We start from the raw sequence: 25,831 nt of genomic DNA, 5'->3' as shown, positions 1-25,831 counted from the left end.
GGATTGCTAGATTGGCCGCATGATGATTCGATGCCTTCCTCTTCTTGCTGCTTTCGTGGTGATAGGGCCACTTGCGGCCCCAGCCCAGGTATCGTCTGTTGTAGGGACGTGGGTTCTCACCGCAGCCGATAAACAGCTCCCAGACGGAAGCCGTGTCCACGACTACGGCGACCATCCTCATGGGCTCGTGATCTTTACGAATGATGGATACTATTCCGTCCAGATCTACCGGTCAGAGCGGTTGAAGTTTTCCTCTGGTAACAAACTCAAAGGAACGCCGGAGGAGTATAAGGACGCCTCGCTTGGTGCAAGCGTTCACTTCGGCCGCTACACGGTCGATCCTGACAAACATACCATCACCTTTCGTACCGATCGCTCTGCTTTTCCTAATTGGGACGATACGACCCGGGTGACCCCGTATGAGTTGAAAGGCGATGAGCTTTCCTGGAAGGTTCCCGCACGCCCGGATGGTTCGATCCCGATCACGATCCTACGACGCGCGCGATAGCATCGCCCTGCTCAAGGCTTCTGAGTAGGGCGCATCAAGACTTCGCTGACAAAGGATTGCGGAGCCTGCGTGACCAGCATCGCAACTACATTTGCGACGTCTTCGGGTTGAAGCTTCTTGTTTGGATCTTTGTTGCTGTGGGAGAAGCCGGTATTGACCGATCCGGGAGCGATGACGGAGACGCGAATATTGTGGGGGCGCAACTCTTCGGCAAGTGAATAGGTCAGTCCGTTGAGTCCCCACTTAGAGGCAGCATAGGCTGCTCCATTTGGGAGAGGGTTGTGGCCTGCCAATGACGAGATGTTCACGATATGGCCTGAACGCGCGCGGATCATCAATGGAGCCAACGCGCGAACCATTAGGTAAGGACCACGGAGGTTGGTTCCCATTAGCGTGTCCCAATCGGCAGAGGGCATCTCGATGAGGGATTTGCCTGCATATCCGATCCCGGCGTTGTTGATGAGAATGTCGCATCGATGGTGTTGGGTCTCGACCGTTCTGGCGAGAGAGACAATAGAAGACTCGTCGAGGAGATCAAGCTCAGCGGTGTGGGCTGTGCCACCTGCGGCGGCGATTTCCTGCTGAACCTTTTGCAGACGCGATTTATCGCGTGCAACAAGGATGATGGTGGCTCCCATGGAGGCGAGCCGTTTGCTGATGGCTGCACCAATGCCGCGTGCGGCTCCGGTGACGACGGCGAGTTGTCCTTTAAGTTCTTCGGTCATAGTGGATTGGATGCGACCACTCAAGAGTAAAGCTCCGTTGTGATGAACTCGTTGCGGAACTTGCCTTTAGGGTCGTATTGCTGCACGAGTGTTTTGAAATTAGCCATCTTCGGATAGACAGCTCGAAGCTGCGCAGCTTTGAGGGTAAAGAGCTTGGCCCAGTGGGGGCGTGGATTGAAGGGGGCAAGTTTGGCTTCGATGAGCGGAAGAATCTTCTGAACTTCGGGCCACTGACGTTTCCAAGTGAAATGGATAGCGAGGGAGTCACGCTGGTAGGCCATGCTCATCCAGAGATTGTCAGCGGCGATGGTGCGCAGCTCGGTCGTAAGCAGGTGGGGAGTGATGCGCTCGTGGAGTGTCTCGACGGCGCGGATGGCCTGGTAGGCCTGGGCGCGGGGAACGAAGTATTCGGTCTGGAGCTCCTCGCCGCTGGAGGGGGTAAAGTTCATGCGGAAGTGCGGCAGGCGCTCGTACCAGGGGCCGGGCTTGTTCATCTGCGGGGTACAGTTGACGGGGTCTAGCGCGGGGATGGGGTGGAGATTCTTTGTAGCGAGCTTCGCGTTGTAGAAGAGGGCTGGCGTGTCGAGCTTTTCTCCAGGCTTAACACGGCGTTTGAGCCAGAGCTCGGTGGCGCGGCCGTGTTGCCAGTCGGTGAAGATGCTGACGGAGTAACCTGCGTCGAAGATGTCGTCGAAGTGATGCTCCAGTTCGCTGAAGGGTAGATCGGTATAGACGGTCTGGGCAACCTGGAAGGTAGGCTCGAGGTTGAGGGTCACTTTCGTCATAACGCCAAGCAGGCCGAGGTTGACGACGGCTCCGTTGAACTTATCGCCATCGGCGCGGGAGAGGGTGTGGAGATCGCCGTTGGCATCAACAAACTCGATGGCAGCGACGGAGGTGGAGAGATTGCCGTTGTGGATTCCGGAGCCATGGGTCCCGGTCGCGATCGCGCCAGGGACAGAGATATGCGGCAGGGAGGCGAGGTTATGCAGGGCAAATCCCTTGGCGTCGATGACCGGAGCGATGTCGCCATAGCGGACCCCGGCACCGACCGTGACGGTACGAGTCTTCTCGTCGATGGAGATGTCTTTGAACTTGCTGAGCGAAACCTGGGCCTGGGTGCTGTCGGCGATTCCGTTAAAGGCATGGCGGGTGCCAAGGGGGCGGATGCTGGGATGGTCCTTGACGACCTGCTGGAGCTCGGCAACGGAGGAGGGTTCGAAGAGTTTGTCGGTGTGGTAGGTAAGGTTTCCTGACCAGTTGGTTCTATGCGCCATATCGTTGGATTCAGCAGGAGAAAAACCGGGTAAGAGGGTGATTGCGGCGAATGCGCCGGAGGTTTTCAGAAATTCGCGTTTATCCATGATCCCTCACGAATTGGCGATAACAGAACGGGGCCATAGTAATGGCTGATAGACCGGGGTGGGAAGAGCAGGATATTCCTGCCAGGCCCAGGAAATTCTTTACAATCAAAGAATATGTCAGAGATCGAGAAGACTGAGGCCGAGAGGCAGGCAAGATACAACCCGGCGGAGATTGAACCGAAGTGGCAGACGCGGTGGGACGCCTCACCAGATCTTTATGCGGCCGAGGGGCATGACTCTGGAAAGCCGAAGTTCTATTGCCTAGAGATGCTGCCGTATCCCAGCGGACAGCTTCACATGGGGCATGTGCGCAACTATGCGATCGGCGACGCGCTGGCGCGCTTTATGTGGATGCGCGGGTACAACGTTTTGCACCCGATGGGCTGGGACGCCTTTGGCCTGCCTGCTGAGAATGCAGCGCTCAAGAACAATACTCCGCCACGCGAATGGACGCTGAAGAATATCGCGGCCATGAAAGCGCAGATGCGACGCATGGGGCTGAGCTACGACTGGTCGACCGAGGTAACGACCTGCCTGCCGGATTACTACCGTTGGAACCAGTGGTTCTTCGTAAAGATGTTCGAGAAAGGGCTGGCCTACCGCAAGAAGAGCAAGGTCAACTGGTGCCCTGACTGCCAGACGGTGCTGGCGAACGAGCAGGTGATCAACGGCCGCTGCTGGCGGCATGAAGATACGATCGTCGAGTTGCGTGACCTGACGCAGTGGTTCCTGCGGATTACGAAGTATGCGGACGAGCTCCTGGATGGCCTGGAGAAGCTGGAAGGCTGGCCGGAGAAGGTTCGCACGATGCAGCGGAACTGGATCGGCCGCAGCGAGGGAGCACTGGTCGACTTTGCCGTGGACGGTGCTACTCCAAAAAACGCAAAGGCAGATCTGCGCTTCGCTCAGGATGACACCTGTCATGTGATCACGGTATTTACGACTCGGGTAGACACAATCTTCGGTGCGACTTCTGTTCAGCTGGCTCCTGAGCATGCGGTGGCGAAAGCATTTGCTGCCGAGGATGCTGAGCTGGCGGCGAAGATCGAGGCGCTGCTGGAGGAGCAGAAGAAGGCGCGCGAGTCGGATGCTTTGGGCGCGATTGAGAAGCATGGCGTGAATACGGGCCGCTTTGCGGTGAATCCGTTCAACGGGGAAAAGGTCCCGATCTGGGTGGGGAACTATATCCTGGCGGACTATGGCACGGGCGCGATTATGAGCGTTCCGGCGCACGACGAGCGCGACTTCGAGTTTGCGCAGAAATATGGACTGGATATCAAGCGAGTAATCGCACCGAAGGAAGGCGGCGAGCCGGAGCTTCCTTTTACTGCCGAAGACGATGCTGTTCTGATCAACTCGGGCGAGTGGAATGGCCTGAGCTGTGCCGAAGCACAGCAGAAGCTCGCAGCATTAGCCAAGCAGAAGAGTTTTGGTGAATCCACGGTGACCTATCGCCTGAAGGACTGGGGGGTAAGCCGTCAGCGCTACTGGGGCACGCCGATCCCAATGGTGTACTGCGAGAACGGGCACCCGGGCGTAGAGCCGGGTGGTGTAGTCGCACTGCCGGAGAGCGCACTGCCAGTGTTTCTTCCGGAAAATGTCGAGATTACGCAGGAGGGTGGATCGCCGCTCGGTAAGGTCTCTGAGTTTTTGAATACGACCTGCCCGGTGTGCGGAGGCCCTGCGCGTCGCGAGACCGACACAATGGATACCTTCGTGGATTCAAGCTGGTATTTCTATCGCTACACGGATGCGAAAGACAGCGCCGCGCCGTTTGCTAGCGACAAGGCGAACTACTGGTTTCCCATCGATCAGTACATTGGTGGTGTCGAGCACGCGATTCTGCACCTGATCTACTCGCGCTTCTGGACGAAGGTGATGCGCGATCTTGGATTGATTCACAACGACGAGCCTGCGCAGCGCCTATTTACACAGGGTATGGTGATCAAGGATGGCGCGAAGATGTCGAAGTCGAAGGGGAATGTGGTTTCTCCCGACGACATGATCGCGCGTTACGGAGCGGATGCGACGCGCATGTATGCGCTGTTTGCAGCCCCCCCGGATCGAGATCTGGAGTGGCAGGAAGAAGGTGTCGCGGGCATTAGCCGGTTTCTGGGGCGTGTCTATCGCCTTGTGACAAAGTACGTTGATGTAGTGAGTGACGGGCGGTCGCCGCATCTGGCCAGCCGCACAGAGACCGATCAGGCGCTGTTGCGCAAGCTGCACCAGACGATTGCAAAGATCACGCTCGACTTCAGCGGACGCTGGCACTTCAATACTTCAATAGCGGCGATTATGTCGCTGATCAACGAGATTGTCGCAGCTGAAAGCGATATTGACGCCGGGAAGGCTTCGCCCGCGGCTGTGGCGGAGATCGTTCGGAACCTGATATTGCTGCTGGCTCCTTTTGCTCCATTCTTCGCGGCTGAGTTGTGGGAGCAGATCGGCGAGCAGGGAGTGGTCTTCCGCACGCATTGGCCTGTGGCTGACGAAGAGCTGGCGCGTGAGGATGAGATCGAGATTCCCGTGCAGGTCAATGGCAAGCTGGTCAACGTCGTCAAACTGCCTGCGGGCAGCGATGAGGGAGCTATTAAAGCGGCCGCGCTAGCCGATGAGAAGGTGAAGGCACGGATTGAAGGGAAGAACGTGGTGAAGATGATTGTTGTCCCAGGCAAGCTCGTAAATCTTGTGGTGAAGTAATGAACAGATTGCGTGAAGATGACTTGGTTGCTTCGGGCGATGGCACGGTCCGGGGAACACAATCGTTTGTTCATACGCTCTCGGAGTGCTGGTCGCGCCCTTCGCTGACATTGCTTGAGGTGCTGTGGCGATGGATCTATGGCATTCCAGCCTTGCTGCTGGTGTGGCATGTGGCGAAGGGGATTCTCTCCACGGTTTCGTTGAACACCGCAGCGCTCAAAACGATGACGGTCACCGATCCTCTGCAAGCATCGGAGACGCTGGCGGAGGCAATGGCTGTACTTCTGCCGCCGGTCAGTCGGGTAGCGATCTGGCTGGTGCCGCTGTTGTTGGTTACATGGGTGATCTGGTCATCGATTGGCAGAACTATAGTCCTGCGCCGTGCGGATAACCGGCTCCATGCGAGGGTGGGCACGATGATCCTGTTGCAGGCCATTCGTGTGATTGCGCTTGCAGGCTCGTTTCTGCTGTGGTTTCTGTGTCTGCAATGGTATGCGCAAAGGACTGTGACCGGGCCTATGACACGAGGCGCGGAGCCCAATCTGGTAGGGTATTTTGCGCTTTCCATTCTCACGACACTCGGTCTGTTTACGCTGTGGGCAATTGTCAGCTGGTTCCTGAGTATCGCTCCGCTACTGGCGATGTTGTGCAATTTAGGTGCTGGCTCGAGCCTGACGGCGTCCTTCAGGCTTGGGCCGCTGAAGAGCAAGCTCGTCGAGGTCAATCTCGTGATGGGAATTGTGAAGATCGCCCTGCTCGTGCTGGCGATGGTCTTTTCGGCGACTCCACTGCCGTTTGAAAGCATTGCGACGCAGGATTTTCTGAATGTCTGGTGGACGATTGTGGCGTTGCTGTACTTCATCGCATCGGACTTTTTCCATGTCGCCCGCGCGGTCGCCTATCTGAAATTTTGGCGGGCCTATGAATCGCCTGCGGAGGCTGCCACGGAGATCTGACCTAGGGGTCGAAATCGCTCCAGTTACACTAGAGATGTGGACACCTCAACGATCGTCATCCTGGATTTTGGGTCGCAATACACACAGCTGATTGCGCGCCGCATTCGCGAGTTCAATGTATTTTCCGTCGTACTCCCCTGCACGGTTTCGCTCGACAAGATCCGCGAGCTAAAGCCTAAAGGAGTCATTCTCTCCGGTGGCCCAAGCTCGGTCTATGATGCGGATGCTCCCGCTGCTGACCCGGCAGTGATTTCGATGGGAGTACCTGTTCTGGGCATCTGTTATGGATTGCAATTCATCACGCATCATCTTGGCGGCAAGGTAGAATCCGCTCCTGCACGGGAGTATGGTCATGCGCAGGTGAGCGTGGTGGCGGAGACGCCACTCTTTCGTGGATTACCCGAGACGCTGGATGTCTGGATGTCGCATGGCGACGAAGCGAAGGCGCTGCCGCAGGGTTTTCACCTGACAGCCAAGACGGCCAATGCAGTTGCAGGAATTGCCGATGAGTCGCGACGGATCTGGGCAGTACAGTTTCATCCCGAGGTCGCGCATACCCGTCAGGGCATGGAACTGCTGAAGAATTTTTGCCTCGATATCTGTGGCGCGAAGCAGGACTGGACTCCGGAGCACTTCATTCAGTCGACTGTAGAGCGCATTCGAGAACAGGTGGGCGATGGTCATGCGATCTGCGGCCTGAGCGGTGGGGTGGATTCGTCGGTGGCCGCTGTTCTGGTGGCCCGTGCAATCGGAGACCGGCTGACCTGCATCTTCGTGAACAACGGAGTGCTACGGAAGGACGAGTTTGCCAAAGTGCAGCGCACGATGCGCGAACAGCTGGGACTGAATGTAGTTGCGGTCGATGCGGGTGAGCGCTTTTTGACGAAGCTTGCCGGCGTGACGGACCCAGAGAAAAAGCGCAAGATCATTGGCAATGAGTTCATCGCGGTCTTTGATGACGAAGCAACGAAGATTTTCGAAGCCGAGAAGAGTGCAGGAGAAGAGATCGCGTGGCTGGTGCAGGGAACGCTGTACCCCGATGTTATCGAGTCGTCGAGTGTGCATGGTCCTTCGCATACGATCAAGAGCCATCACAACGTTGGCGGCCTTCCGGAGAACATGAAGCTGAAGCTGATCGAGCCATTGCGCGATCTGTTCAAAGACGAGGTCCGGCGGATTGGGCGCGACTTGAAAATGCCGGATGAGATTCTGGAGCGGCAACCGTTCCCAGGGCCGGGGCTTGCAGTTCGTATTCTTGGAGAGGTGACAGCAGATCGCGTCGCGTTGTTACAGGAGGCCGATGAGATTGTTGTTACCGAGATCAAGGCGGCAGGGCTTTATCGCAAGGTATGGCAGAGCTTTGCGGTGCTATTGCCGGTCAAGAGCGTGGGCGTGATGGGGGATCAGCGAACCTATGCTTATACCTGCGCGATCCGTGCGGTGGAGAGCGAAGATGGCATGACAGCGGACTGGGCTCCTCTGCCGTACGAGGTGTTGCGAACGATCTCCAGTCGTATCGTAAGCGAGGTCAGGGGAATCAATCGCGTGGTCTATGACATCACGTCGAAGCCGCCTGGAACGATCGAGTGGGAATAAAGCTTAGCGGTGTTGTGGTTTGAGTACTGAGGAGCCGCGTGGTGTGGCTTCAACCACGATGCGAGTGTTTTTGGCAAAGACAACATCATTGCCGCGGGCGAACCAGCGACGATAGAGTGAGACGGCTGTACCGTAAGCTCCAATCCCTGCCGAAACCTTTGCCGAGCCGGTTGCGAGCGCGATAATGTTTCCGGCCAGGCCGAAGCCATTGGCGCCTACGAAATTTCTCCCCGCTTGCAATCCACCATCCTCATCTAATGGGCGGGTCGCAAGCAACGCTAGTATCAAGGGAACGACGACCTTATCCTGCGGCTTGGGCTTCACTCTCCCTTCAGAGTCCATGGCGAGATTGGCTCCTGATGCGGCATCGACTCCTGTCAGTGCCGACTGAACATTTTGCGATGTTCCTCCCGGGAGCGTGATCTGTTTGAAATCGAAGGAGAGAACTCCTGCGCGTGCAAAGGAACGGGCTGGCCGGGCTTGTGTAACCGCTCCCATCAGGAGAGCTCCCTGCGGAATCGCGATGGTGTGGTCACGGTTGTAGATCGGTTCCGCAACCATTGCCTGGATCGGTTGACCAGTCTTTGCTGTAGCCGAACTCAATGGCTGGCGGAGATAGGCTTCCATCATCCATGTAGAGCGACCCGTATCGGGTGCTGTTGGAGATATGGCAGGCGGTGGAGTTTGTAGTGATTGAGCTGGAATGGTGATGGGTTCGGTTGTTTCTATCGTCCAGGAGGTGCCATCTTCGATGCGTTCTGGATGATAGGGCAACTGATGATAGACAAATTGAAGGAGGCGGTCTCCCTTTTCAGGAGCTGTAAAGACGCTGATTTGATCGTGAGCGATCTGCATGCCTGTCTCCCATTGCCTCCGAATAAAGCCGCCTTTCCGTGGCGCTGGCGCGTTGAGGCGCAGAACAGGGGCACCATCGATTGCCGGTCCGGCATCAAGGGGGATTGCCAGGCCATTCTCTAATACGATCTGGCTGAAGTGGACAACAGGAGTGTGAAAGGGGGTGAAATCACCATTAATTCGTGCATGAGTCCGCCGAGCCGTATCTTTATGAAGCTCAGTCACATCCCCGAGAAGGATCGTTTTTTCTTTTAGTCCAATTTGATTGTCGACATAGACAGGGTAGAGAAGTTCTGCCCGGATAATCTCCCCTGTGCGCATCGGGGTATGCTGAACGATGCGTACCGATAAAGGCGTTCCCACAGGGAGCGTAATAGTTTTTGTTTGCCCCCATGTGATTGAAGCTGACAAAAGGCAAAAAACAAAAGAGAATAAAGCGCGATCAGGACGCGGGTATGACATCTAGGACATAGGTTAAAATATGCAGCTTAAATCCAGATGAAGATACAAGGCTGGCTTATGTTGGCAGTGGCGATTTTTTCAAAGAACAACAACGGTGGTTGTTTATGTGGTAATACCCGCAAAGATAGGCTCGTATGAATCGAAAGATAGTCTGAAATACGCACTATTTTTAACGCAAAAGGTATAAAAAATAAATGCGCCATTAAGTATTTTCTGGCGTCTACAGATGAGGAGCAGTTGCTCCCTGGATCATATATGGATGGAGCAGGATCTATCTCGAGCAGACACAGATTAAAGTTCGGCGTTCTTTTAGCCGCGCTGAATCTGCTCTGCCTGCTCGGAGTCATGCATGGCCGCCATATCGCCTTTTTCAGGCAGGTCCATTACTCTCATATCTCGTCTCATGGGCCTCGTCGGCTAAGTTCGCGCGGTGACCGCTTTGTCGCTGAGATGGTGCTTCCGAAGGACGCCGTCTTGGACCATGCGGGGCCGCGTTCAGGGTATCTGAAACAGAACACGCGGCCGGGCTTTTCTTCTCTTCCTTCTTTGCTGGCAACGGCCGTTCTGCCGGCCAGATTTCAGTTACCGATTCCTACTGGGTTGAAGGAATGGGTAACACCAAAAAACATACTGGTGCCTGCCAGTATGCTGCATGTCCCGGGCTTGGGCCGTGCTCCTCCTGTTGCATAAATCTTCCATCGCGTAACCTCGCCAGGTTTGTTCGTCCAGTGCTTTTGGCTAGGGCTAACTTTCGCGAGATCCCTTTCTAAATGATCTCGGCCTGACCTCGGTGTACACGTTCTGGGCGCCCAGAGCCGTCTTTTGAAAGACAAGCTCGAGTAGGAGATTTATGCAGCAGTTGATCGATGGTTATACCCGTTTCCGATCGAAGGTCTATCCTCAACATTCAAAACTTTTTGAAAAACTCTCCAAAGGCCAACAACCCCAGGCGCTGTTTATTTGCTGCTCCGACTCTCGAGTGATGCCGGAGATGATGATGCAGTGCGATCCGGGAGTTCTTTTCTCCTGCCGAAATGCGGGCAACCTGATTCCTCCGCCTAGTGAAGTCGGTAGCGGCGTGCCAGCAACGATCGAGTTTGCGGTCCGCGTGTTGAAGGTCCCCGATATCGTGGTTTGCGGACACTCCGACTGTGGCGCAATGAAAGGCATCCTGAAGAGCGAATCCCTTGAATCGTTGCCTGTTGTTCGGGGATGGCTTGAGCATGCCGGTCCGTCGGCACGGTGGCTTACAAGGATGCTGAAGGACACAACCTCCATGTCGTTTGAGGAGACCCTCGATGTTGTAACTGAGGCGAACGTCATCGTTCAGATGCAGAACCTGCGTATGCATCCATCGGTGGACGAAGCGATTCGAAAGAAAGCCGTTCAATTGCATGGGTGGGTCTACGACATCGGGAGGGGAGACATCCTGCAGTTGGATGCAGAGCAAGGCTGTTTTCTCCCTCTTGTCACAGGAGAGCGGTCCAGTGTGATGGCGCCGCCTGGTAAACAACGCAAGATTGCATAGGAGATTTTATGTCGAACCAACTTAATCACATAAGGAGCGAAACGCAGGGCGGTTCGTTTGTGCGAGACCTTTCTGCTTCCGTAGTTGTTTTTCTGGTCGCTTTGCCGCTTTGTATGGGAATCGCATTAGCTTCGGGAATGCCACCTGCATCAGGGTTGGTTACAGGAATTATCGGTGGCTTGGTTGTAGGTTTCTTCGCGGGACAGCCATTACAGGTAAGCGGCCCCGCCGCGGGGCTCGCGGTTATTGTTTTTCAGTTGGTTCGGGAGCATGGTGTGGCAGTGCTCGGGCCACTGCTGATGATTGCAGGAGCGGTTCAGTTGGTTGCAGGTCTTCTGAAAGCGGGGCGATGGTTTCGCGCTATTTCGCCAGAGGTAATTCACGGGATGCTTGCCGGGATCGGAGTACTGATTGTGATTCAGCAGTTTTATGTCGTACTGGATCAGGCTCCAAAGCACAGCGGCCCGGAGAACATTGTGGGGATGTGGGGAGCAGTCTTCGGTGGTCTGTTTCCGTTGAATGGAAGTAAGGAAGAGGCAGCCGCTTTTGTGGGGATCATCACTATGGGGGTCATGCTGCTGTGGGAGAAGTACCGTCCTGCGAAGTTGAAGCTAGTACCGGGAGCTCTGCTGGGGATTGGTGCGGCAACAGCGGTCGCCCAGATGTTTCACCTCGGGGTCAATCGCATCAAAGTCCCCGACAATCTGGTTCAGATGATCTCGCTGCCGAGCGTGGACGCGCTTCATGGGTTATCTCTTTCGACCATTGTTGGAACGGCACTGGCTCTGGCATTTATCGCCAGCGCAGAGACGCTGCTTTCTGCAGCTGCGGTTGAGCAGATGCAGACACGTTGGAAGACGAATTACGATCGCGAGCTTACGGCCCAGGGCGTCGGTAACATGCTTTGCGGGCTTGTGGGTGCTCTACCAATGACGGGCGTGATCGTTCGCAGTTCCACCAACGTACAGGCAGGAGCTGAGACGAAACGATCGGCGATCTTGCACGGCGTCTGGATGTTGATCTCGGTTCTGTTATTGGCGTCGATCCTTCGTATGATTCCGACGGCAAGTCTTGCAGCTGTGCTGATCTTTGTCGGTATCAAGCTGGTGAAACCCTCAGAGGTGAAGAAGCTTGCTCGCTTTGGCAAGGTCCCGGTCCTGATCTACTTCGCTTCCATGATCACGATTGTGGCGACCGATCTACTCACTGGTGTCGTGGTTGGCGTGGCGCTTTCGTTGCTGCGGCTGCTGTACACAGTCACTCAGCTGGAGGCACGCATCGAGGACCAGGGGGGAGATACGCATGTTCATCTTTCTGGGATTGGGACGTTCATTTCCATTCCGAAGGTCACGCAGGCGCTGGACCAGGTGAAGGCGCAGGGCACAGTGCACGTGCATTGTGCCGGGCTTCGTTATATCGATCATGCCTGCATCGAGGTAATCGAGAGCTGGACGGAGCGGCGCGAGCAGAATGGCCAGCATATCCATATCGAGATGGAGAAACTTCACCTGCGGTATCGCGCGCGTGTGAGTGAGACGTTGACTTAGAGATTGATTTTTCGCAGGAGCGGGGCTGCAATCCCGTCGGCCCCGCTCTTTTTTTTCAAGTTTCCGAGGTTGTTCGAGAGCAGTACAGGCGATGCAGTAAAAAACAAAGTAAAAAGAGAAACGGCGGACCTTAGGGTCCGCCGTTTTAATTGTTCTGGATATTTCGTAACCGCAGATCTTTCGATTCCGCTTTTGTTAGGAACTTCGGTCAGGATGACAGCGCTAGAGTGACTAGCGTGCTTATCTAAGTTCCGCCAGGCTTTTCACTCCGAACTTGTGATACCAGGGAGTGGCGGCCTTAAGAGCGTTGTTGACGTTGTTGATGTTTTCAACGCCTGTGGTTTCGAGCCATTCGCGGAAGGCCTTCGGCCCCTGCTTGGCAAAGATGGGGATACCGTCCTTCCAGGTGGCGCGGCCGCAGAGAACGCCGTTGAACTTCGTTCCAGATTCACCCGCGAGTTCGAGGGTTTCGATAAAGACAGGATTGGAGACACCGGCGGAGAGGTAGATGAAAGGCTTGTGGGTCATGGCCTCGGCATCACGGAAGTGCTGCAACGCTTCGGCGCGGGTGTATGCGCGTTCCCCCTTGAAGGACCTTGTGCCTTCCACGAAGGACATCTCGATAGGGACTTCGACTTTGAGGACGTCGACGTTGTAACGCGCCTTGCCAAATTCTGCCATCGAACCGGAGACGACCTCGGGCTTCTTTTTGGCGTAGGCGAGAGACTTCTCATCGCCACCCTCAGCGTCATAACCGACGGTTTCGAGGAAGAAGGGGATGTCATGGGCAAGGCATTCGTCGCCGATGCGCTCGACCCAGGCGTGCTTGTGATCGTTGATGGAGGTTTTCTCAAAAGGGGTGTAGTAGAGGAGGATCTTGATGCAGTCGGCTCCGGCTTCCTTCAGGCGACGTACGCTCCAGACATCAAGCAGGTCGGGGAGGCGGCCCGGGGTTGCAGCATCATATCCGGTCTTTTCGTAGGCGAGCAGGAGGCCTTTACCGTTCCGGACCTTCGAGGCAGGAAGGCCGTACTCAGGGTCGAGCAGAATTGCCGAGGCGTGGCGGGTGAGGACATCAGTTACGCCGATCTTGAACTCTTCGAGGTCCTGGGCGTTGGCGGCGGCTCCGCGCTCCTTGGCCAGCGACTTCTGGAGAGAGCCGCGCTGATCCATGGCAGCGGCGGCAATTACGCCACGCGGGTCGGAAACGGCTTTGAGTCCTGCAAGTTTGCCTGGGGTCAGCTTCGACATTGCTCTTATTCTCCTAAAGTTAGGTATTTAGAGGGTCATTTTACACAGGGCAGATGAGAGCTGGCTTAGAGGTGTTCGCTGCATCTCCCCTCCCCCCTATCTATTTTGCGCAAAGTATTCGAATCGCTTGGTTTAGGTTCGGACCTCCCGTGTGAGCCACTTCAGGCTGAAAGCGGATGCAAACGCGGCTGTGTTGGATAGGTCTGTACCGCCATTTTCGCTCTCTATTTTTTTCGATCTCTTTCTATTGTAGTGAGTCGGGGTGGGTAAACCTGCATCCTGTAAGTTATTGATTTTTCGATGTTTGACGTCTTTGGAGGCTTGACATGCAGATTGCTGTTGTAAGGCAGAGATTTGAGGGGTACGGCTCAATGTTCGGAATAGATAGACTGAGACCGAACTGTTTGCGGAGGAGCGATCGATGAGGGGCTGGCGCAGAATTGGGATAGCGGGGCTGACGATTGTCATCGGATGCATGCCGGGAGCGGCGCAGAATGCAACCCAAACCGAGGTGCGGAGCACGGAACTGGTCGTGAATAACCATGACGGATATGCAGCCGTGATCCGTCGCAATGGTCGCGCGTATGTCGAGGTGGAGGGGCTGGCCCGGATTACAGGTGCGACGCTGGGTTTTCAGGGAAACAGGATTGTACTGACGTTGCCTTCGCCAAGGGTTGCTCCTCCTCCTCCACAACCAGTTGCTGCTCCGCAGCCGCCTGAAGAGAAGGGGTTCACGCGGGAGTTTCTGCGCGCTGCGGTGGAACAGGTGACGGCAGTTCGAGAGTGGCGCAGCGCGATTGAAAATGCTGTTCGCACGAATAACCCAGTGGAGCAGAGCTGGATTACCGGGTATCGCCGCAACGCAGAAAACCGAATGACGATGGCTTCGGCTACAGCGAGTACAGAGGCGGACCGCCAGATGCTGCCGCTGTTGCAAAGCGCAATGGGGATGGTCCAGCAGTTGAGTGATCGCTTTCTGGCGTTGAGGAGCACGGTGACGTATGTTTCTCCAGATTCGCTGAACGATGATCCTCTGGACCAGAAGATTCTTTCCTGTGCACAGGGGGTGACTTCAATGGCAGTACCAGGCGGGAGTTTTCAGGATGTGCAGGCCTGCCATTGAGTTGGAATGTTCAGAATGGCGCTGTGGAAGGGATAGCTGGTGATGGCAGTGTGGGAAAGGTTTGTGCTAACGCTCGAATATTTCCCACTCATGCCGCGATGAAACGGCGGCATGAATGGGGCATGCGGTGGATCGGTTATGTTTGTTGGTCCGGTGTAACGAAAGTGATCCCGAAGTCCTGTGATATCTCCAATACACGCTCGACGTCCTGAGGCATGTTGAACGGAGAGATGGCCTCAAGGTAGCGGTCCAGCTTACCGGGAATAACGATGGCCTGGATCTTTCCTTCGGTTGTGCCGCAGTTACGGAAGGTGTGTACGCTGCCGCGAAGGGTATAGGCGTATTCTCCAGCCTGGAGCTTCGTCCACTGCGTCCCGTCAAAGAGCTCAAATTCTCCTTGCAGAACGCGGAAGATCTCGTCTTCATCGCGGTGCATATGGGGTGGTGGTCCGCCTCCTGGAGGAGAGGTCTGGACGATCATGCTGAATGTTCCCTGGGTCTCTTCGCTGGTGACAAGGACCTCGATGTTTTCTCCAAATACCTTGAAAGCCTTTCTCGGATTCACAGTTTTACCTTTCGAGTGTTTTACTTGTCCCGTTTGCACTTTTATCTTGTCGGTTGAAGCCCGCTTTTTTGATATGTCGCTTCGTGTGTTTTGCGAACTCAGGCGGTATGTTTTTATCGGACAGGGCGGAAGGTGCGGTCCCAGCGGGTTTCATCGAAGAGATGAAGGGCCTGATGGAACGCAAAGGTGGAGCGGTCGGAGAGGGAGGTTTTGTACTCCTGGTCTTCGGGGGTTTTGAAGGACCAGTAGATGAAGAGGGGGCGTCCGATCAGGTTGGCGCGAGGCACGAGTCCCCAGTAACGGCTGTCGTAGCTGTTGGTGCGGTTGTCGCCCATCATGAAGTAATAGCCGGGAGGGATGACGAGGTCTTCTCCCTGAATGTGGGTGGGAAGATCGACGGACCAGGAGGCGAGGACGTCGCGGCCCTGGTCGGCGGGGATGGCGGGAAAGTCGTCGTTGTAGGGATCGTAGTTGGCCGCGGTGGGGTGAGCGGCGTAGGGCTCGTGCAGAGCAATGCCGTTGCGATAGACCACGCCGTGGCGAAGATGGATGCGATCGCCAGGAAGTCCGATGACCCGCTTGACGAGGATGTCGTGGTCGCCGCTGGCGTTGGGCGCGGGCCGCCAGAAGACGATGGGCTGGTCGTGATGGAGCTGGCCGTAGGGAAGAAATCCAGCAAGAGGGGAAGAGGGTGCGAGAGAGACGCGCTCGACGAGGACGTGATCGCCGACCAGAAGGGTGCTCGCCATGGAAGAGGAGGGGATGGCGAAGTTCTGGAAGAGAAAGGTCATGATGAAGAGGCCAACTGCAAAGGTAGAGCAGAGAGAAGCGAACTCATGAAGGGTTCTGCTGCGGGTCTCGTTCGAGGTCTTTTTCATCATGGTTTCCTGTCGATTAGAGTGAAGCGGCAAGAGCAGCCTTCTGAGCGGCGAGGAGTTCGTGGATGCCTTTTTCGGCGTAGTCGAGCATCTCGTTCAGTTGCTGGCGAGAATAGGAATCTTTTTCGGCGGTGGCCTGGGTTTCGACGAGACCGCCGTCGGCGAGCATGACGACGTTCATGTCGACGGTGGCGCGGGAGTCCTCTTCGTAGCAGAGATCGAGCAGGATGTTGCTGTCGACGATACCGACGGAAGTTGCGGCGACCATCTGGCGCAGAGGCGAGGACTTGAGGGTTCCGGCGGCGACGAGCTTCTGGAGAGCGATGGCGAGGGCAACACAGGCGCCGGTGATGGCGGCGGTGCGGGTTCCGCCGTCGGCCTGGAGGACGTCGCAGTCGAGGATGACGGTGCGCTCGCCGAGGGCCTTCATGTCGACGACGGAGCGAAGGCTGCGGCCGATGAGGCGCTGGATCTCGTGGGTGCGGCCACCGATCTTTCCACGCTCGGCTTCGCGTGGTGTGCGGGTGAGGGTGGCGCGGGGGAGCATACCGTATTCGGCGGTGACCCAGCCGCGGCCGGAGTTGCGGAGCCAGGCGGGGACTCCCTGCTCGACAGAGGCGTTGCAGAGGACGCGGGTGTTCCCGGTTTCGATGAGGACGGAGCCTTCGGCCATGGCGACAAAGCCAGGAGTAATGCGGAGGGTACGAAGGGAATCGGCGGGACGGGAGTCGGGACGAAAGATTTGGGAAGAGGCAGGAAGCATTCGGAAATTGATTATAGATGGCGGTCAATGAGATTCCCGAATCGGGACGAGAGTTCCGTTTAGGGAATCCGGAATGAGCGCTAAGTGTTGCAATTTGGGCTTATCTGGCGGGTTCTGTCCCAAATTGGGAATTGCGGGATTGGAGAAGTGGTGCTTGTCTGGAGGGGAGTTAAAAACGAATGGTTCTTATCTCTGATCTTTCAGTCAGATACGGGCCAGTTCCAGTTTGGCACTCCAGTTGATTAGAGATGTGCAGCCCATTGCAGAGAAGAAAAGGGTTGGAGTGAAGACGATGACAACAGTAGTGCAGGACAGGAAGGCGACGGGGAATCGGCAGGGATCTGCCGGACTGGTGATTGGGGCAGAGAGTGCGAAGGCGGTAGGTGATGTCAAGATGTCCGAATCGATCGATGGCAAGAGGATGCTGCATGTTCTGATCGTCGACGATGATGCTTCGATGCTCCAGGCATGCAGCTCGGCGGCGGAAGGGTCGGGTTATGCCGTTGTAAGTGCGGAGAGCGTTGCGGGTGCTCGGGCGATCCTGAAGCATCGGAAGATCGATGTGCTGCTGCTGGACCTGAAGCTGCCGGATGGTGGTGGGTTGACCCTACTGGAGCAGGTGAAAACGCTGTATCCGGATACGGCCGTGGTGGTGATGACGGCGTTTGCGACAGTCTCCTCGGCGGTGGAGGCGATGCGGATTGGGGCGCGGGATTACCTGACGAAGCCGTTCACACTGGAAGAGCTGACGACCGTGCTGGAACGAGCAGGGCAGCGGGCGCACTTTGACCGCGAGAGCCGGTTGTTGCGGGAGAGGCTGCGTTCGCAGGAGGACACGGAAGGGCTGATTGGGCAGTCTCCGGAGATGGAGAAGCTCTATCGGATTCTGTCGAAGGTGGCGTTCTCGACGCATCCGGTGCTGATTCTGGGCGAGAGTGGAACGGGCAAAGAGATGGTAGCGCGAGCGATTCACTTTAATGGACCGAACGCGGCCAAGCCTTTTGTTCCGGTGGATTGTGGATCTCTGGTGCCGAGTCTGATTGAGAGCGAGCTGTTCGGGCATGTGAAGGGAGCCTTTACGGGAGCAGATCGCGCTAAGGAGGGATTGCTGGCGACGGCAGAGGGTGGAACAGTCTTTCTGGATGAGATCGGTGAGCTGCCGCTGGACTTGCAGGCGAAGCTGTTGCGGGCTTTGCAGGAGAAGGAGGTTCGTCCGGTGGGAGCGACACAGGCTCGTCCCATCTCGGCACGCGTACTGGCGGCGACCAACCGTGATTTGGCGGCTATGGTGGAGCAGGGCAAATTTCGTAAGGACCTCTTTTTCCGGCTGAATGTGGTCAACCTGAAGATTCCTCCGCTGCGGGAGCGGAGAGATGATATTCCGTTGCTGGCGATCCACTTTCTGGCTCGGATGGAGAAGGAGAGCGGCGTGGAGAGAACGCTTTCCGATGATTCCCTGCGGCTAATGGCGGAGTATGACTGGCCAGGGAATGTCCGTGAGTTGGAGAACGCGATCGAGCGTGCCTGCGCATTATCGAGTGGTCCAGTGCTGCATTTGGGAGATATGCCGACACAGCTGCAAGATCTGAGAATGCAGCAAAGCGCCGAAGCCGCAGAAGATTCGGGAGAGATGGTGGCTCAGGCTCATTCTCCATCGATGGGGACGCAAGGGGCGGGGGAGATTCTTTCAATCGCAGAGATGGAGAAGCAGGCGATTTTGGGGACGATTCGTCAGTTGAATGGGGATAAATTGCTTGCCGCTAAATTGTTGGGGATTGGAAAAACGACTCTGTATCGCAAGCTTAAGGAGTATGGGATCGCGGAAATGACAGAGGAGTAGAAATCTGGTTGAGATGTTTTTGAGTTAGCATCCTGAGATGAATGGAGAGGGGCGTTATGCAGTGTAAACATCTGGACCAGATACGTGACGTTAAACCTTCGGCCAAGGGCTGTGAGGATTGCCTGAAGATTGGTGGGCGGTGGGTCCATCTGCGAATGTGCGAGATCTGCGGGCATGTGGGTTGCTGCGATTCATCGCCCAACAAGCATGCGACGAAGCACTTTCACACGACGAAGCATCCGATCATGCGGTCGATTGAGCCGGGTGAGACGTGGGGATGGTGTTACGTGGATGAGGTGGAGCTGGATTTTCCTGATTGAGGTGGCTATTTTGCGGTGGAGCCAAATTGCAGGCGGGTTTGCTATGCTGGGCTCATCTTAGCGAAAGAGAGTAGTACTCATGTCAGAACAAGCAGTGAAGATTACAGTTCGTCCGAATGGTCCACTACGGGTGGAGGGACCGATTTCGTTGACAGACGCGGATGGACGGCATTGGGACCTAACGGGCAAGCCAGCAATCTCGTTGTGCCGGTGTGGCGCGAGCGAGAAGCGTCCCTTCTGCGATGGATCCCATAACAGGATCGGGTTCCAGTGCCAGGCGAGCCCAGCGAATCTTACCTAAAGAACAGGACGGCCACTGATGATACGGATGGAACGGATCTTTCAATCGGATTCCGTTGATGACATCCTATTCATCGGTGGTCGTTTTTCTATAGTTCGATAGATGGATTTTGGAGGTCTGTTTGATGATGCCCCGTGCTTTCTCCGTGCTGGTTTTCTGTGGTGCGTTGGCATTTCCGGTTGCTTTGTGCGCACAGAACGTCTCCGATCCAGCTGCGGTGACGTTACCGGCAGGACAACTAGCTGAGTATGTCGGGCAGTATCGCGGAACGTTCGAGCCGGACGTAATCCATGTAGTGACGGTCTGTGGGGAGGCTCTTTGCGTCGAAGGGGAGCGCATGGAGACCAGGGAACTGAAATCAGAGTCAAAAGATCATTTTTTTGTTCCCGGAATTCCGGTACGCGTGGAGTTCATTCGCGATGCGGCTGGCAAAGTGACAGAACTGAAGACGACCATGGCGGGATCCCGTAGCAACGGGGGCGCGGCGACTATGGTGCGGTTCAGCGATCAGCCGGAGAAGCTGAACCATTTTCGCGAGTACACGCGCTCGGAGGAGATGATTCCGATGCGCGATGGCGTGAAGCTTCATGTGGTGATTCTTCGTCCGGAAGGCTCAGAGCACTCCGGGGAGCCACTGCCATTTCTGATGGAAAGAACACCCTATGGAGTGGATTATGAGTCGTCGACGAGCGTGAATGCATCGAAGCCAGAGCTGGCGGCGAGCGGATACATTTTTGTATTTGGCGATATTCGCGGACGATATAAATCGGAAGGCCAGTTCGTGATGAACCATCCCATCGTCGAACATAAGACGAAGAACGATGTGGATGAGACCACTGACACAAACGACACGGTCGATTGGCTGTTGAAGAATGTTCCGAATAATAATGGGCGCGTGGGCGCGTATGGAATCTCGTATCCGGGATTTCTAGCGATGATGGCAGGCATCAACGCACATCCGGCGGTGAAGGCAATCTCACCGCAAGCACCGATGACCAATATCTGGATTGGCGATGATTTCTTTCACAACGGAGCATTTCGCGAGACATACGGCTTCGACTATGTGCAGCAGCTTGAGGGACAGAAGACCGATGTGCGTGTCGATTCGAACGAGGATACATTTGAGTTCTTTTTGAAAAATGAAAACTTTGCAGGCGCAGCGAAGAGCGCGGGAATGAGCAATCTGCCGACGGCGAAGGCGTTTCTGACGCAGCCTGCATATACGAAGTTCTGGCAGGCGATGGCGGTGGAACCGCATCTGACGAAGGTGGAGGTTCCGACACTGGAGGTCGGCGGTTGGTGGGATCAGGAGGATATGTGGGGTCCGCAGGCGGAATATGCGGCGTTGGAGCCGCACGATAAGAACCATGAAGTTTTTCTGGTGTTGGGGCCGTGGAACCACGGTGGTTGGGTTCAGACGACGCGCCACCTGGGAGTGGTAAATTTTGGCGCGCCGACGGGTGATACCTATCGCAAAACGATTGAGGCGCCATTTTTTGAGAAGTACCTGAAGGACCGACAGGGATTTGATCTGAAGGATACGGCGAGCTTTCGGACAGGAGTGAACCGGTGGGAGCGATATAGCGCGTGGCCACCGAAGGAAGGCTTCAAGGAAGCGAAGTTGTATTTGAATGCCGATCGCAGCCTGACGATGACGGCGCCAGGAGAGAAGGGGACGGGCGGGAAGATTGCGACAAATTACAGCGCCGATCCAAAGAATCCAGTTCCGTACCGTCACAGGCCGATTCAGTCGACGTATGGGCATGGATCGAAGTGGCGAACATGGCTGGTGGAAGATCAGCGGTTTGTGAGCGGCCGTAAAGACCTGGCGAACTTTACGACTCCTGTGTTGGATCATGATGTGACGGTGACAGGAGACGTTGTTGCCGATCTGTTTGCCTCGACAACGGGAACCGATGGCGACTGGGTGGTGAAGCTGATTGACGTGTATCCCAAAGATGCGCCGGATGGGATGGGCGGTTATCAGTTGATGATTGCCGATGAGATTCTACGCGGTCGTTATCGGAACAGCCTGGAGAAGCCAGAGCCCGTGAAACCGGGTGAGGTGACAGAGTACAAGTGGAGTTTGCACGGTGTGGACCACACTTTCCTAAAAGGGCACCGCATTATGGTGGAGGTACAATCGAGCTGGTTCCCGCTGTATGACCGGAATCCGCAAACCTATGTGCCGAACATCATGATGGCTCCGGCGAACTCCTATTCTGGTCAGACGATTTCAATTTATGGGTCGGCGAAGTATCCTTCGCATCTTAAGTTTGAAATGCCGGAATAAGCAGGAGAAGAGCTTGAGCATCAAGACGATCAGCAGCCGAGAGGTTTATCGCAATCCGTGGACGCGCGTGCGGGAGGATGTGATTGAGCGTGCTAACGGACAGCGAGGCATTTATGGCGTGATTGACAAGGATCCCGGATCTGTCATCATTCCGCTGGAAAAAACGCAGGAAGGTGAGTTTGTCTACCTGATCGAACAGTTTCGTTACACGGTACAAGGGAGGTTTGCGGAGTTTCCTCAAGGCGGGTGGGAGCAGGCAGAGATAATTCCTGAGCAATTGGCCCGTGGAGAGCTTCGGGAGGAGACTGGGCTCGAAGCGAAACGGATGACTCTGCTGGGAACGCTCCAGATTGCTTACGGGGTGATGAATCAGAAACACTATGTCTATCTGGCTGAGGGATTGACGCAGGGTAAGGCTGATCCTGATGTGGAAGAGCATGATCTCGTTTTGAAACGTGTGAGCGTGCAGGAGTTTGAGCGCATGGTGCTGGACGGAGAGATCGTCGATAACAGCTCCATCGCGGCATGGGGTCTGTATAAGGTATGGCTTGATCATGGCCGACCGGCGAGGGAAGAATGAGCGACGAAATACTTCAGAAGCAGTCTGATGCTGTTGAAGCTGAGCGAGGCAAACTGCGTTGGACGAATACTGGTAGTTTTCTATTCGCTTTGCTGCAAAGCGGATGTGCCGCATTCATGGCAGTCAGCGGCTTCAGGACGTTGATTGGTCTAGGCGCGCTGGCAAGCGGATTTTATGGATCTGCCCAGTGGTTTCACGGGGACGCCATTCGTATCCCAATGATGATCTTCGCGCTGGGCGGCGCGTTGTTTAATCTGTACTCCGTGTGGCGTGTACGATCGCTGCGTGCGCGTCCAGCGGCGCAGTGGAGAGTGCAGCCGGTCTCGGGCGCCAAATTGCGCTCGGAGCGCTTGCAGGTAACATTGGCGATTGTGACATTGTTTTTGCTCGCAGCCGAGTGGATGGCTCATGGAGAGCATTCCATCCTGCGGCATTTCCTATAGACGTTGTGTCCAGATATCGAGATTCTCCTACCGTGTTCAAGCGGACGACTCGGGCTCGTCCGGAGGGATTTCGAGCATGGCCTGAGCGAGGCGCGCGTGTAACCGCTCGCTAAAGCCGACTGGAAGCTCGAAGACACGATCGTCTGCGGTGAGGATGAGGATATTGCGTGTCGAATCGAGGACAGCGGAGCAGATCTCGCAATGTTCGAGATGTTTTTCGACGTCAGTACGGGTCTGGGCATCGAGCGTGTTGTCGAGATAGCCGGAGATATAGTCCCAGACATGGCGGCAGTTCAGAACCATGGGAACCTCCTTCGGCTGGACGGCACGGCCGATTTGAGCTGTGGCGCAAGCTGCTTCTGCAGCATCATGCGAGCGCGGTGAAGCCTCATCTTAACGGATGCTGTGGTGATGCCGAGGGTTTCGGCAGTCTCCTGTACATTGCGCTCTTCGATCTCCCGGAGGACGAAGACTTCGCGGTAGGGCAGGGGGAGTGCGGACACTGCCTGACGAATAAGATTGCGAATCTCCTGACGCGCGAGGGAGTCTGAGGGGATCTCGCGCCAGTCGGTAAGCTGTGCGGGTGTAATGGCGCCTTCGGAATCGTCGTCGATGGAATCGGTAAGGGTAGGTTGTTTACGGCGCAGACGGGCGCGGGCTTCATTGAGGACAATTGCGATGAGCCAGGTGCTGAGACGGGATTCGGAGCGGAAACTACCCAGATTCCGATATGCCTTGAGGAAGGCATCCTGGGCGGCATCTTCTGCTTCGGCTTCGTTGTGCAGCAGGGAGAGCGCCATCAGGTAGACACTGCGCTCGTAGGGGCGAATCAGCTCATGGAAGATCTCGGTTTGTCCCGTCAGAATCTTCGCGATCATAGCCGCTTCATTTCGTGGTTCAGCTGACAACGGTATCCGTTCCCCAACGTGGCGAGTTCATATATGAGTGGAACCTCGTGGCAATGAGCGCGTCAAGAGAAAATCTTCCAGGACCGAAGATAAGGATCATCAGCGCGGCAAAGAGAAAGGTGTAGGGATCGGCTCCGTAGAACTTTCCGGGGTTGGAAAAGATAGAGACCAGCGCGTCGTGGTCGGCAGTCCAGTAGGCAATAAACATCGAGCCGGTGAGAAGAAGTGAGACGGGGCGCGAGAAGAGGCCTAGTACGAGCAGGATGCCGCCGAAGAATTCGAGGCCAGAGACAAAATGAGCATTGATGGCAGGAAAGGGAATGTTGAGCGAGGTGAAGAAGTCGACCACTCTTGCCTGGTTGCGGAGCTTGCCGAGGCCGGTTTGAAAGAACTGCCATCCCCAGTAGAGCCGGACTGCAAGGAGAAAGGGAGAGACGAGCTTTTGAGCGATATTGCAGAGTGCTCCGTGAACGGAGGCAGCGCGAGTGAGAGCTTTCATCGTTCCTCCGTTATGCGTGGAATGCAGAGCCATCCCATCTGCATGAGGTATTGAAAGATTGATTGGATATATGCGGGACGGTCGGCTTCAGGGATAGAACTTTCAGTGAATGCGGCCTCGATGGCCTCACCGAGTGATGCGTTTCGTCGAATGGCCTGGAGCAGAAGATAGTCTTCGCGTTGAAGACGCTTGTAGTAGACGGAGTTTTCGTGACGATGAATGGCCAGGTAGATCTGTTCGGGAGCAGGTTTGCGAGAGCGAGTGCGGCGAACGAGGTGAATGCCGACGGCGTTAGATGCCTGTGCGGAGGCGCCCATTGATGCGTCTCGGACGGCGAGCAAAGCATCATCGATAGCACTGGGAGCATCTACAAGCTGGAGATAAGGCTGAAGCGCGAGGTGTGAGGCTTCGGTGAGCGAGGCGATCTCTTCTGCTGTAAGTGGCGATCGCTGTTCGTTGTCGAAGGCTTCAATGTGCGCCCATTCAAGCGCAGCCATTGCGACAGAGGTGTCTGTCTCGGGCTGGGTGTACTGCGGATTTTCACGAAGCCAGGGGACGAGCGAAGAGCCGAGGTTGCGCAGGGTGAACGAGCGAGAGGGATGTGTATTAAGGTAATCGCGCATCAGACGTTCGAAGCGGCGTGCTCCAACGATAGATTTGAGGCCGGGAAAGTCTTCCTCGAAGGAAGAGAACAACCGGAACCAATATTGGCGGTTGTAGATCTCGAGTCGTTCGAAAGATGAGAGCCGATCATTTGGCTTGATGAACGAATCTGCTTCGTCTGCAATCGGACGATTGTTTTCGTCCCGCCGACGCATTTGCTCATTGCGCGTGAGCGGGCGCATGACGGCAGCGGCCATTCGCTTTTGGAGGGAATAAAGACTGGGAGCGTTCATGCGGTCACCGCCAGGGGTTCCTGCGTCGATTGCGGATTGAGATAGCGATTCGCTTTGAGGGCTTCGGTGTGGACCTCGTCGAAGGAGGGGATGTGGTCGTCCCACTCAAGCAGGGTGGCGGTGGGCCCGCATCGTTCAATAGCGCGAGCGTAGAGCGACCATACAGGATCAAGGACAGGATGATCGTGAGTGTCGAGGATGTATTTCTCAAACTTCGAGTGGCCGGCGATATGAATCTGCGCAACGCGGTGGGCGGGGATGGATTCAACGTACGTGCGCGGATCGAAGCCGTGGTTCTGCGAGGAGACGTAGATGTTGTTGACGTCGAGAAGAATGCCGCAGTCGGCTTGCTCGACGACCTCGTTGAGAAACTCCCACTCGGTCATCTCGGAGACGTGGAACTCGGCGTAACTGGAGACGTTTTCGACGGCGATAGGAACTTCGAGGAAGTCCTGTGCCTGGCGAATTTTTTCGGCGGTGACACGGGCGGCCTCAAAGGTGTAAGGCATGGGCAGCAGATCATGCGTATAAGTGCCGTCGACGGAGCCCCAGCAGAGATGGTCGGAGAGCCAGGGAGTTTTCGTGCGACGGACGAGCGCTTTTATTCTGCGTAGATGCTCGCGCGAGAGAGGCTCGGCTGAGCCGAAGTACATGGAGACGCCATGCTGCACGACCCGATACTGTTCAAGAATGCTATCGAGAACGGAGAGTGGACGGCCAGCATCGACCATGTAATTTTCAGAGATGATTTCAAACCAATCGACGACGGGTTTCTTCTCGAGAATGTGCCGGTAGTGTGGAACGCGGAGACCAATTCCAACTCCGTAGTCTGTGAATGCGTTGAATCGGTTTGCTGGCATCTTGTATCGCCCTTTTGGAGTAGAAGCTGTATCGCCGAGAGGTGGATCATTCGCGGCGATACAGCGATTA

The 25,831-nt window shown here is 55.8% G+C and carries 25 protein-coding genes; 13 read left to right on the top strand and 12 right to left on the bottom strand.

Going from position 1 to position 25,831, the window contains the following annotated elements:
• Positions 1 to 19: 19 nt before the first annotated feature.
• Complete coding sequence (locus H7846_RS14165; protein WP_186692938.1) at positions 20 to 508, top strand: lipocalin-like domain-containing protein; 489 nt, start codon at positions 20 to 22, stop codon at positions 506 to 508.
• Between the two features lie 11 nt (positions 509 to 519).
• Here the strand turns inward: H7846_RS14165 and H7846_RS14160 are convergent, their stop codons facing one another.
• Both H7846_RS14160 and H7846_RS14155 read right to left on the bottom strand, forming a co-directional pair.
• Positions 520 to 1,257, bottom strand: a complete 738-nt coding sequence (locus tag H7846_RS14160) for an SDR family oxidoreductase (RefSeq protein ID WP_255460652.1) — start codon at positions 1,255 to 1,257, stop codon at positions 520 to 522.
• A complete protein-coding gene (locus tag H7846_RS14155; RefSeq protein ID WP_186692936.1) occupies positions 1,254 to 2,597 on the bottom strand; it encodes a D-arabinono-1,4-lactone oxidase in 1,344 nt (447 codons plus the stop codon). The genes H7846_RS14160 and H7846_RS14155 overlap by 4 nt, the downstream gene beginning before the upstream one ends.
• Positions 2,598 to 2,711: 114 nt before the next feature.
• Here H7846_RS14155 and leuS point away from each other — a divergent pair, with 114 nt between their 5' ends.
• From leuS to guaA, 3 genes are read left to right on the top strand one after another with little or no spacing between them, the layout of a single operon-like run.
• Positions 2,712 to 5,297 (top strand): leucine--tRNA ligase, encoded by a 2,586-nt coding sequence (gene leuS, locus H7846_RS14150; protein WP_186692934.1) that lies wholly within the window; start codon positions 2,712 to 2,714, stop codon positions 5,295 to 5,297.
• Entirely contained in the window at positions 5,297 to 6,253 is a 957-nt protein-coding gene (locus H7846_RS14145; RefSeq protein ID WP_255460651.1) for a hypothetical protein, read from the top strand. The genes leuS and H7846_RS14145 overlap by 1 nt, the downstream gene beginning before the upstream one ends.
• 36 nt (positions 6,254 to 6,289) lie before the next feature.
• Positions 6,290 to 7,849, top strand: a complete 1,560-nt coding sequence (gene guaA / locus H7846_RS14140) for a glutamine-hydrolyzing GMP synthase (protein WP_186692932.1) — start codon at positions 6,290 to 6,292, stop codon at positions 7,847 to 7,849.
• A 3-nt stretch (positions 7,850 to 7,852) separates the two neighbouring features.
• On the opposite strand, the gene H7846_RS14135 is transcribed toward guaA, so the two are convergent.
• Positions 7,853 to 9,025 (bottom strand): hypothetical protein, encoded by a 1,173-nt coding sequence (locus tag H7846_RS14135; RefSeq protein ID WP_186692931.1) that lies wholly within the window; start codon positions 9,023 to 9,025, stop codon positions 7,853 to 7,855.
• A 991-nt stretch (positions 9,026 to 10,016) separates the two neighbouring features.
• Between H7846_RS14135 and H7846_RS14130 the strand changes: the two genes are divergently transcribed.
• Entirely contained in the window at positions 10,017 to 10,694 is a 678-nt protein-coding gene (locus tag H7846_RS14130) for a carbonic anhydrase (RefSeq protein WP_186692929.1), read from the top strand.
• Positions 10,695 to 10,702: 8 nt separating this feature from the next.
• On the top strand, positions 10,703 to 12,241 hold the full coding sequence (locus H7846_RS14125) for a SulP family inorganic anion transporter (protein ID WP_186692927.1): 1,539 nt from the start codon (positions 10,703 to 10,705) through the stop codon (positions 12,239 to 12,241).
• Positions 12,242 to 12,481: 240 nt separating this feature from the next.
• Here the strand turns inward: H7846_RS14125 and H7846_RS14120 are convergent, their stop codons facing one another.
• Positions 12,482 to 13,492, bottom strand: coding sequence for a tagatose 1,6-diphosphate aldolase (locus H7846_RS14120; RefSeq protein WP_186692925.1), 1,011 nt, complete (start codon positions 13,490 to 13,492; stop codon positions 12,482 to 12,484).
• A gap of 421 nt (positions 13,493 to 13,913) precedes the next feature.
• Between H7846_RS14120 and H7846_RS14115 the strand changes: the two genes are divergently transcribed.
• Positions 13,914 to 14,615, top strand: a complete 702-nt coding sequence (locus tag H7846_RS14115) for a hypothetical protein (RefSeq protein ID WP_186692923.1) — start codon at positions 13,914 to 13,916, stop codon at positions 14,613 to 14,615.
• A 136-nt stretch (positions 14,616 to 14,751) separates the two neighbouring features.
• On the opposite strand, the gene H7846_RS14110 is transcribed toward H7846_RS14115, so the two are convergent.
• The 3 genes from H7846_RS14110 to rph all read right to left on the bottom strand — a co-directional run bounded on the left by H7846_RS14110 (position 14,752) and on the right by rph (position 16,821).
• Positions 14,752 to 15,180 carry a cupin domain-containing protein gene (locus tag H7846_RS14110; RefSeq protein WP_186692921.1) on the bottom strand — a complete coding sequence of 143 codons (429 nt, stop codon included), beginning with the start codon at positions 15,178 to 15,180 and terminating at the stop codon, positions 14,752 to 14,754.
• A gap of 113 nt (positions 15,181 to 15,293) precedes the next feature.
• A complete protein-coding gene (gene lepB, locus H7846_RS14105; RefSeq protein WP_186692920.1) occupies positions 15,294 to 16,061 on the bottom strand; it encodes a signal peptidase I in 768 nt (255 codons plus the stop codon).
• A 13-nt stretch (positions 16,062 to 16,074) separates the two neighbouring features.
• Positions 16,075 to 16,821, bottom strand: coding sequence for a ribonuclease PH (rph, locus tag H7846_RS14100; RefSeq protein WP_186692918.1), 747 nt, complete (start codon positions 16,819 to 16,821; stop codon positions 16,075 to 16,077).
• Between the two features lie 394 nt (positions 16,822 to 17,215).
• Between rph and H7846_RS14095 the strand changes: the two genes are divergently transcribed.
• From H7846_RS14095 to H7846_RS14070, 6 genes are all read left to right on the top strand, one after another.
• Complete coding sequence (locus tag H7846_RS14095) at positions 17,216 to 18,661, top strand: sigma-54-dependent transcriptional regulator (protein WP_186696400.1); 1,446 nt, start codon at positions 17,216 to 17,218, stop codon at positions 18,659 to 18,661.
• A 56-nt stretch (positions 18,662 to 18,717) separates the two neighbouring features.
• Complete coding sequence (locus H7846_RS14090; protein WP_186692916.1) at positions 18,718 to 18,981, top strand: ubiquitin carboxyl-terminal hydrolase 14; 264 nt, start codon at positions 18,718 to 18,720, stop codon at positions 18,979 to 18,981.
• A 79-nt stretch (positions 18,982 to 19,060) separates the two neighbouring features.
• Positions 19,061 to 19,282, top strand: a complete 222-nt coding sequence (locus H7846_RS14085) for a CDGSH iron-sulfur domain-containing protein (RefSeq protein WP_186692914.1) — start codon at positions 19,061 to 19,063, stop codon at positions 19,280 to 19,282.
• 124 nt (positions 19,283 to 19,406) lie between these two features.
• A complete protein-coding gene (locus H7846_RS14080) occupies positions 19,407 to 21,575 on the top strand; it encodes a CocE/NonD family hydrolase (RefSeq protein WP_370561279.1) in 2,169 nt (722 codons plus the stop codon).
• Positions 21,576 to 21,588: 13 nt separating this feature from the next.
• Positions 21,589 to 22,155, top strand: a complete 567-nt coding sequence (locus tag H7846_RS14075) for an NUDIX domain-containing protein (RefSeq protein ID WP_186692912.1) — start codon at positions 21,589 to 21,591, stop codon at positions 22,153 to 22,155.
• Complete coding sequence (locus H7846_RS14070; RefSeq protein WP_186692910.1) at positions 22,152 to 22,598, top strand: hypothetical protein; 447 nt, start codon at positions 22,152 to 22,154, stop codon at positions 22,596 to 22,598. Before H7846_RS14075 ends, H7846_RS14070 begins: the two co-directional genes overlap by 4 nt.
• Positions 22,599 to 22,634: 36 nt before the next feature.
• Here the strand turns inward: H7846_RS14070 and H7846_RS14065 are convergent, their stop codons facing one another.
• From H7846_RS14065 to bufB, 5 genes are read right to left on the bottom strand one after another with little or no spacing between them, the layout of a single operon-like run.
• Positions 22,635 to 22,901, bottom strand: coding sequence for an anti-sigma factor family protein (locus tag H7846_RS14065; RefSeq protein ID WP_186692909.1), 267 nt, complete (start codon positions 22,899 to 22,901; stop codon positions 22,635 to 22,637).
• Positions 22,892 to 23,476, bottom strand: a complete 585-nt coding sequence (locus H7846_RS14060; RefSeq protein ID WP_186692907.1) for a sigma-70 family RNA polymerase sigma factor — start codon at positions 23,474 to 23,476, stop codon at positions 22,892 to 22,894. Before H7846_RS14060 ends, H7846_RS14065 begins: the two co-directional genes overlap by 10 nt.
• 19 nt (positions 23,477 to 23,495) lie before the next feature.
• Positions 23,496 to 24,005: a DoxX family protein gene (locus tag H7846_RS14055; protein WP_186692905.1), complete on the bottom strand. Its 510-nt coding sequence runs from the start codon at positions 24,003 to 24,005 to the stop codon at positions 23,496 to 23,498.
• Entirely contained in the window at positions 24,002 to 24,901 is a 900-nt protein-coding gene (locus H7846_RS14050) for an HvfC/BufC N-terminal domain-containing protein (RefSeq protein ID WP_186692903.1), read from the bottom strand. Before H7846_RS14050 ends, H7846_RS14055 begins: the two co-directional genes overlap by 4 nt.
• Positions 24,898 to 25,761: an MNIO family bufferin maturase gene (gene bufB, locus H7846_RS14045; protein WP_186692902.1), complete on the bottom strand. Its 864-nt coding sequence runs from the start codon at positions 25,759 to 25,761 to the stop codon at positions 24,898 to 24,900. The genes H7846_RS14050 and bufB overlap by 4 nt, the downstream gene beginning before the upstream one ends.
• Positions 25,762 to 25,831 lie beyond the last annotated feature (70 nt).

It is taken from the genome of Edaphobacter sp. 4G125 (assembly GCF_014274685.1).
Taxonomy (GTDB): Bacteria; Acidobacteriota; Terriglobia; order Terriglobales; family Acidobacteriaceae; genus Edaphobacter.
Note: the sequence above shows the minus strand (reverse complement) of the source record. Positions and strands in the feature narration are given on the sequence as shown.

Bases quoted from the DNA above. Each gene is read 5' to 3' on its own strand.
- H7846_RS14125 (WP_186692927.1), top strand. From the start codon at position 10,703: ATGTCGAACCAACTTAATCACATAAGGAGCGAAACGCAGGGCGGTTCG.
- H7846_RS14055 (WP_186692905.1), bottom strand. From the start codon at position 24,005: ATGAAAGCTCTCACTCGCGCTGCCTCCGTTCACGGAGCACTCTGCAAT.
- H7846_RS14070 (WP_186692910.1), top strand. From the start codon at position 22,152: ATGAGCGACGAAATACTTCAGAAGCAGTCTGATGCTGTTGAAGCTGAG.
- H7846_RS14120 (WP_186692925.1), bottom strand. From the start codon at position 13,492: ATGTCGAAGCTGACCCCAGGCAAACTTGCAGGACTCAAAGCCGTTTCC.
- H7846_RS14050 (WP_186692903.1), bottom strand. From the start codon at position 24,901: ATGAACGCTCCCAGTCTTTATTCCCTCCAAAAGCGAATGGCCGCTGCC.
- lepB (WP_186692920.1), bottom strand. From the start codon at position 16,061: ATGATGAAAAAGACCTCGAACGAGACCCGCAGCAGAACCCTTCATGAG.
- bufB (WP_186692902.1), bottom strand. From the start codon at position 25,761: ATGCCAGCAAACCGATTCAACGCATTCACAGACTACGGAGTTGGAATT.
- H7846_RS14060 (WP_186692907.1), bottom strand. From the start codon at position 23,476: ATGATCGCGAAGATTCTGACGGGACAAACCGAGATCTTCCATGAGCTG.
- rph (WP_186692918.1), bottom strand. From the start codon at position 16,821: ATGCTTCCTGCCTCTTCCCAAATCTTTCGTCCCGACTCCCGTCCCGCC.
- H7846_RS14145 (WP_255460651.1), top strand. From the start codon at position 5,297: ATGAACAGATTGCGTGAAGATGACTTGGTTGCTTCGGGCGATGGCACG.
- H7846_RS14165 (WP_186692938.1), top strand. From the start codon at position 20: ATGATGATTCGATGCCTTCCTCTTCTTGCTGCTTTCGTGGTGATAGGG.
- leuS (WP_186692934.1), top strand. From the start codon at position 2,712: ATGTCAGAGATCGAGAAGACTGAGGCCGAGAGGCAGGCAAGATACAAC.
- H7846_RS14065 (WP_186692909.1), bottom strand. From the start codon at position 22,901: ATGGTTCTGAACTGCCGCCATGTCTGGGACTATATCTCCGGCTATCTC.
- H7846_RS14115 (WP_186692923.1), top strand. From the start codon at position 13,914: ATGAGGGGCTGGCGCAGAATTGGGATAGCGGGGCTGACGATTGTCATC.
- H7846_RS14130 (WP_186692929.1), top strand. From the start codon at position 10,017: ATGCAGCAGTTGATCGATGGTTATACCCGTTTCCGATCGAAGGTCTAT.
- H7846_RS14135 (WP_186692931.1), bottom strand. From the start codon at position 9,025: ATGCGCACAGGGGAGATTATCCGGGCAGAACTTCTCTACCCTGTCTAT.
- H7846_RS14080 (WP_370561279.1), top strand. From the start codon at position 19,407: ATGATGCCCCGTGCTTTCTCCGTGCTGGTTTTCTGTGGTGCGTTGGCA.
- H7846_RS14155 (WP_186692936.1), bottom strand. From the start codon at position 2,597: ATGGATAAACGCGAATTTCTGAAAACCTCCGGCGCATTCGCCGCAATC.
- H7846_RS14085 (WP_186692914.1), top strand. From the start codon at position 19,061: ATGTCAGAACAAGCAGTGAAGATTACAGTTCGTCCGAATGGTCCACTA.
- H7846_RS14095 (WP_186696400.1), top strand. From the start codon at position 17,216: ATGTCCGAATCGATCGATGGCAAGAGGATGCTGCATGTTCTGATCGTC.
- H7846_RS14090 (WP_186692916.1), top strand. From the start codon at position 18,718: ATGCAGTGTAAACATCTGGACCAGATACGTGACGTTAAACCTTCGGCC.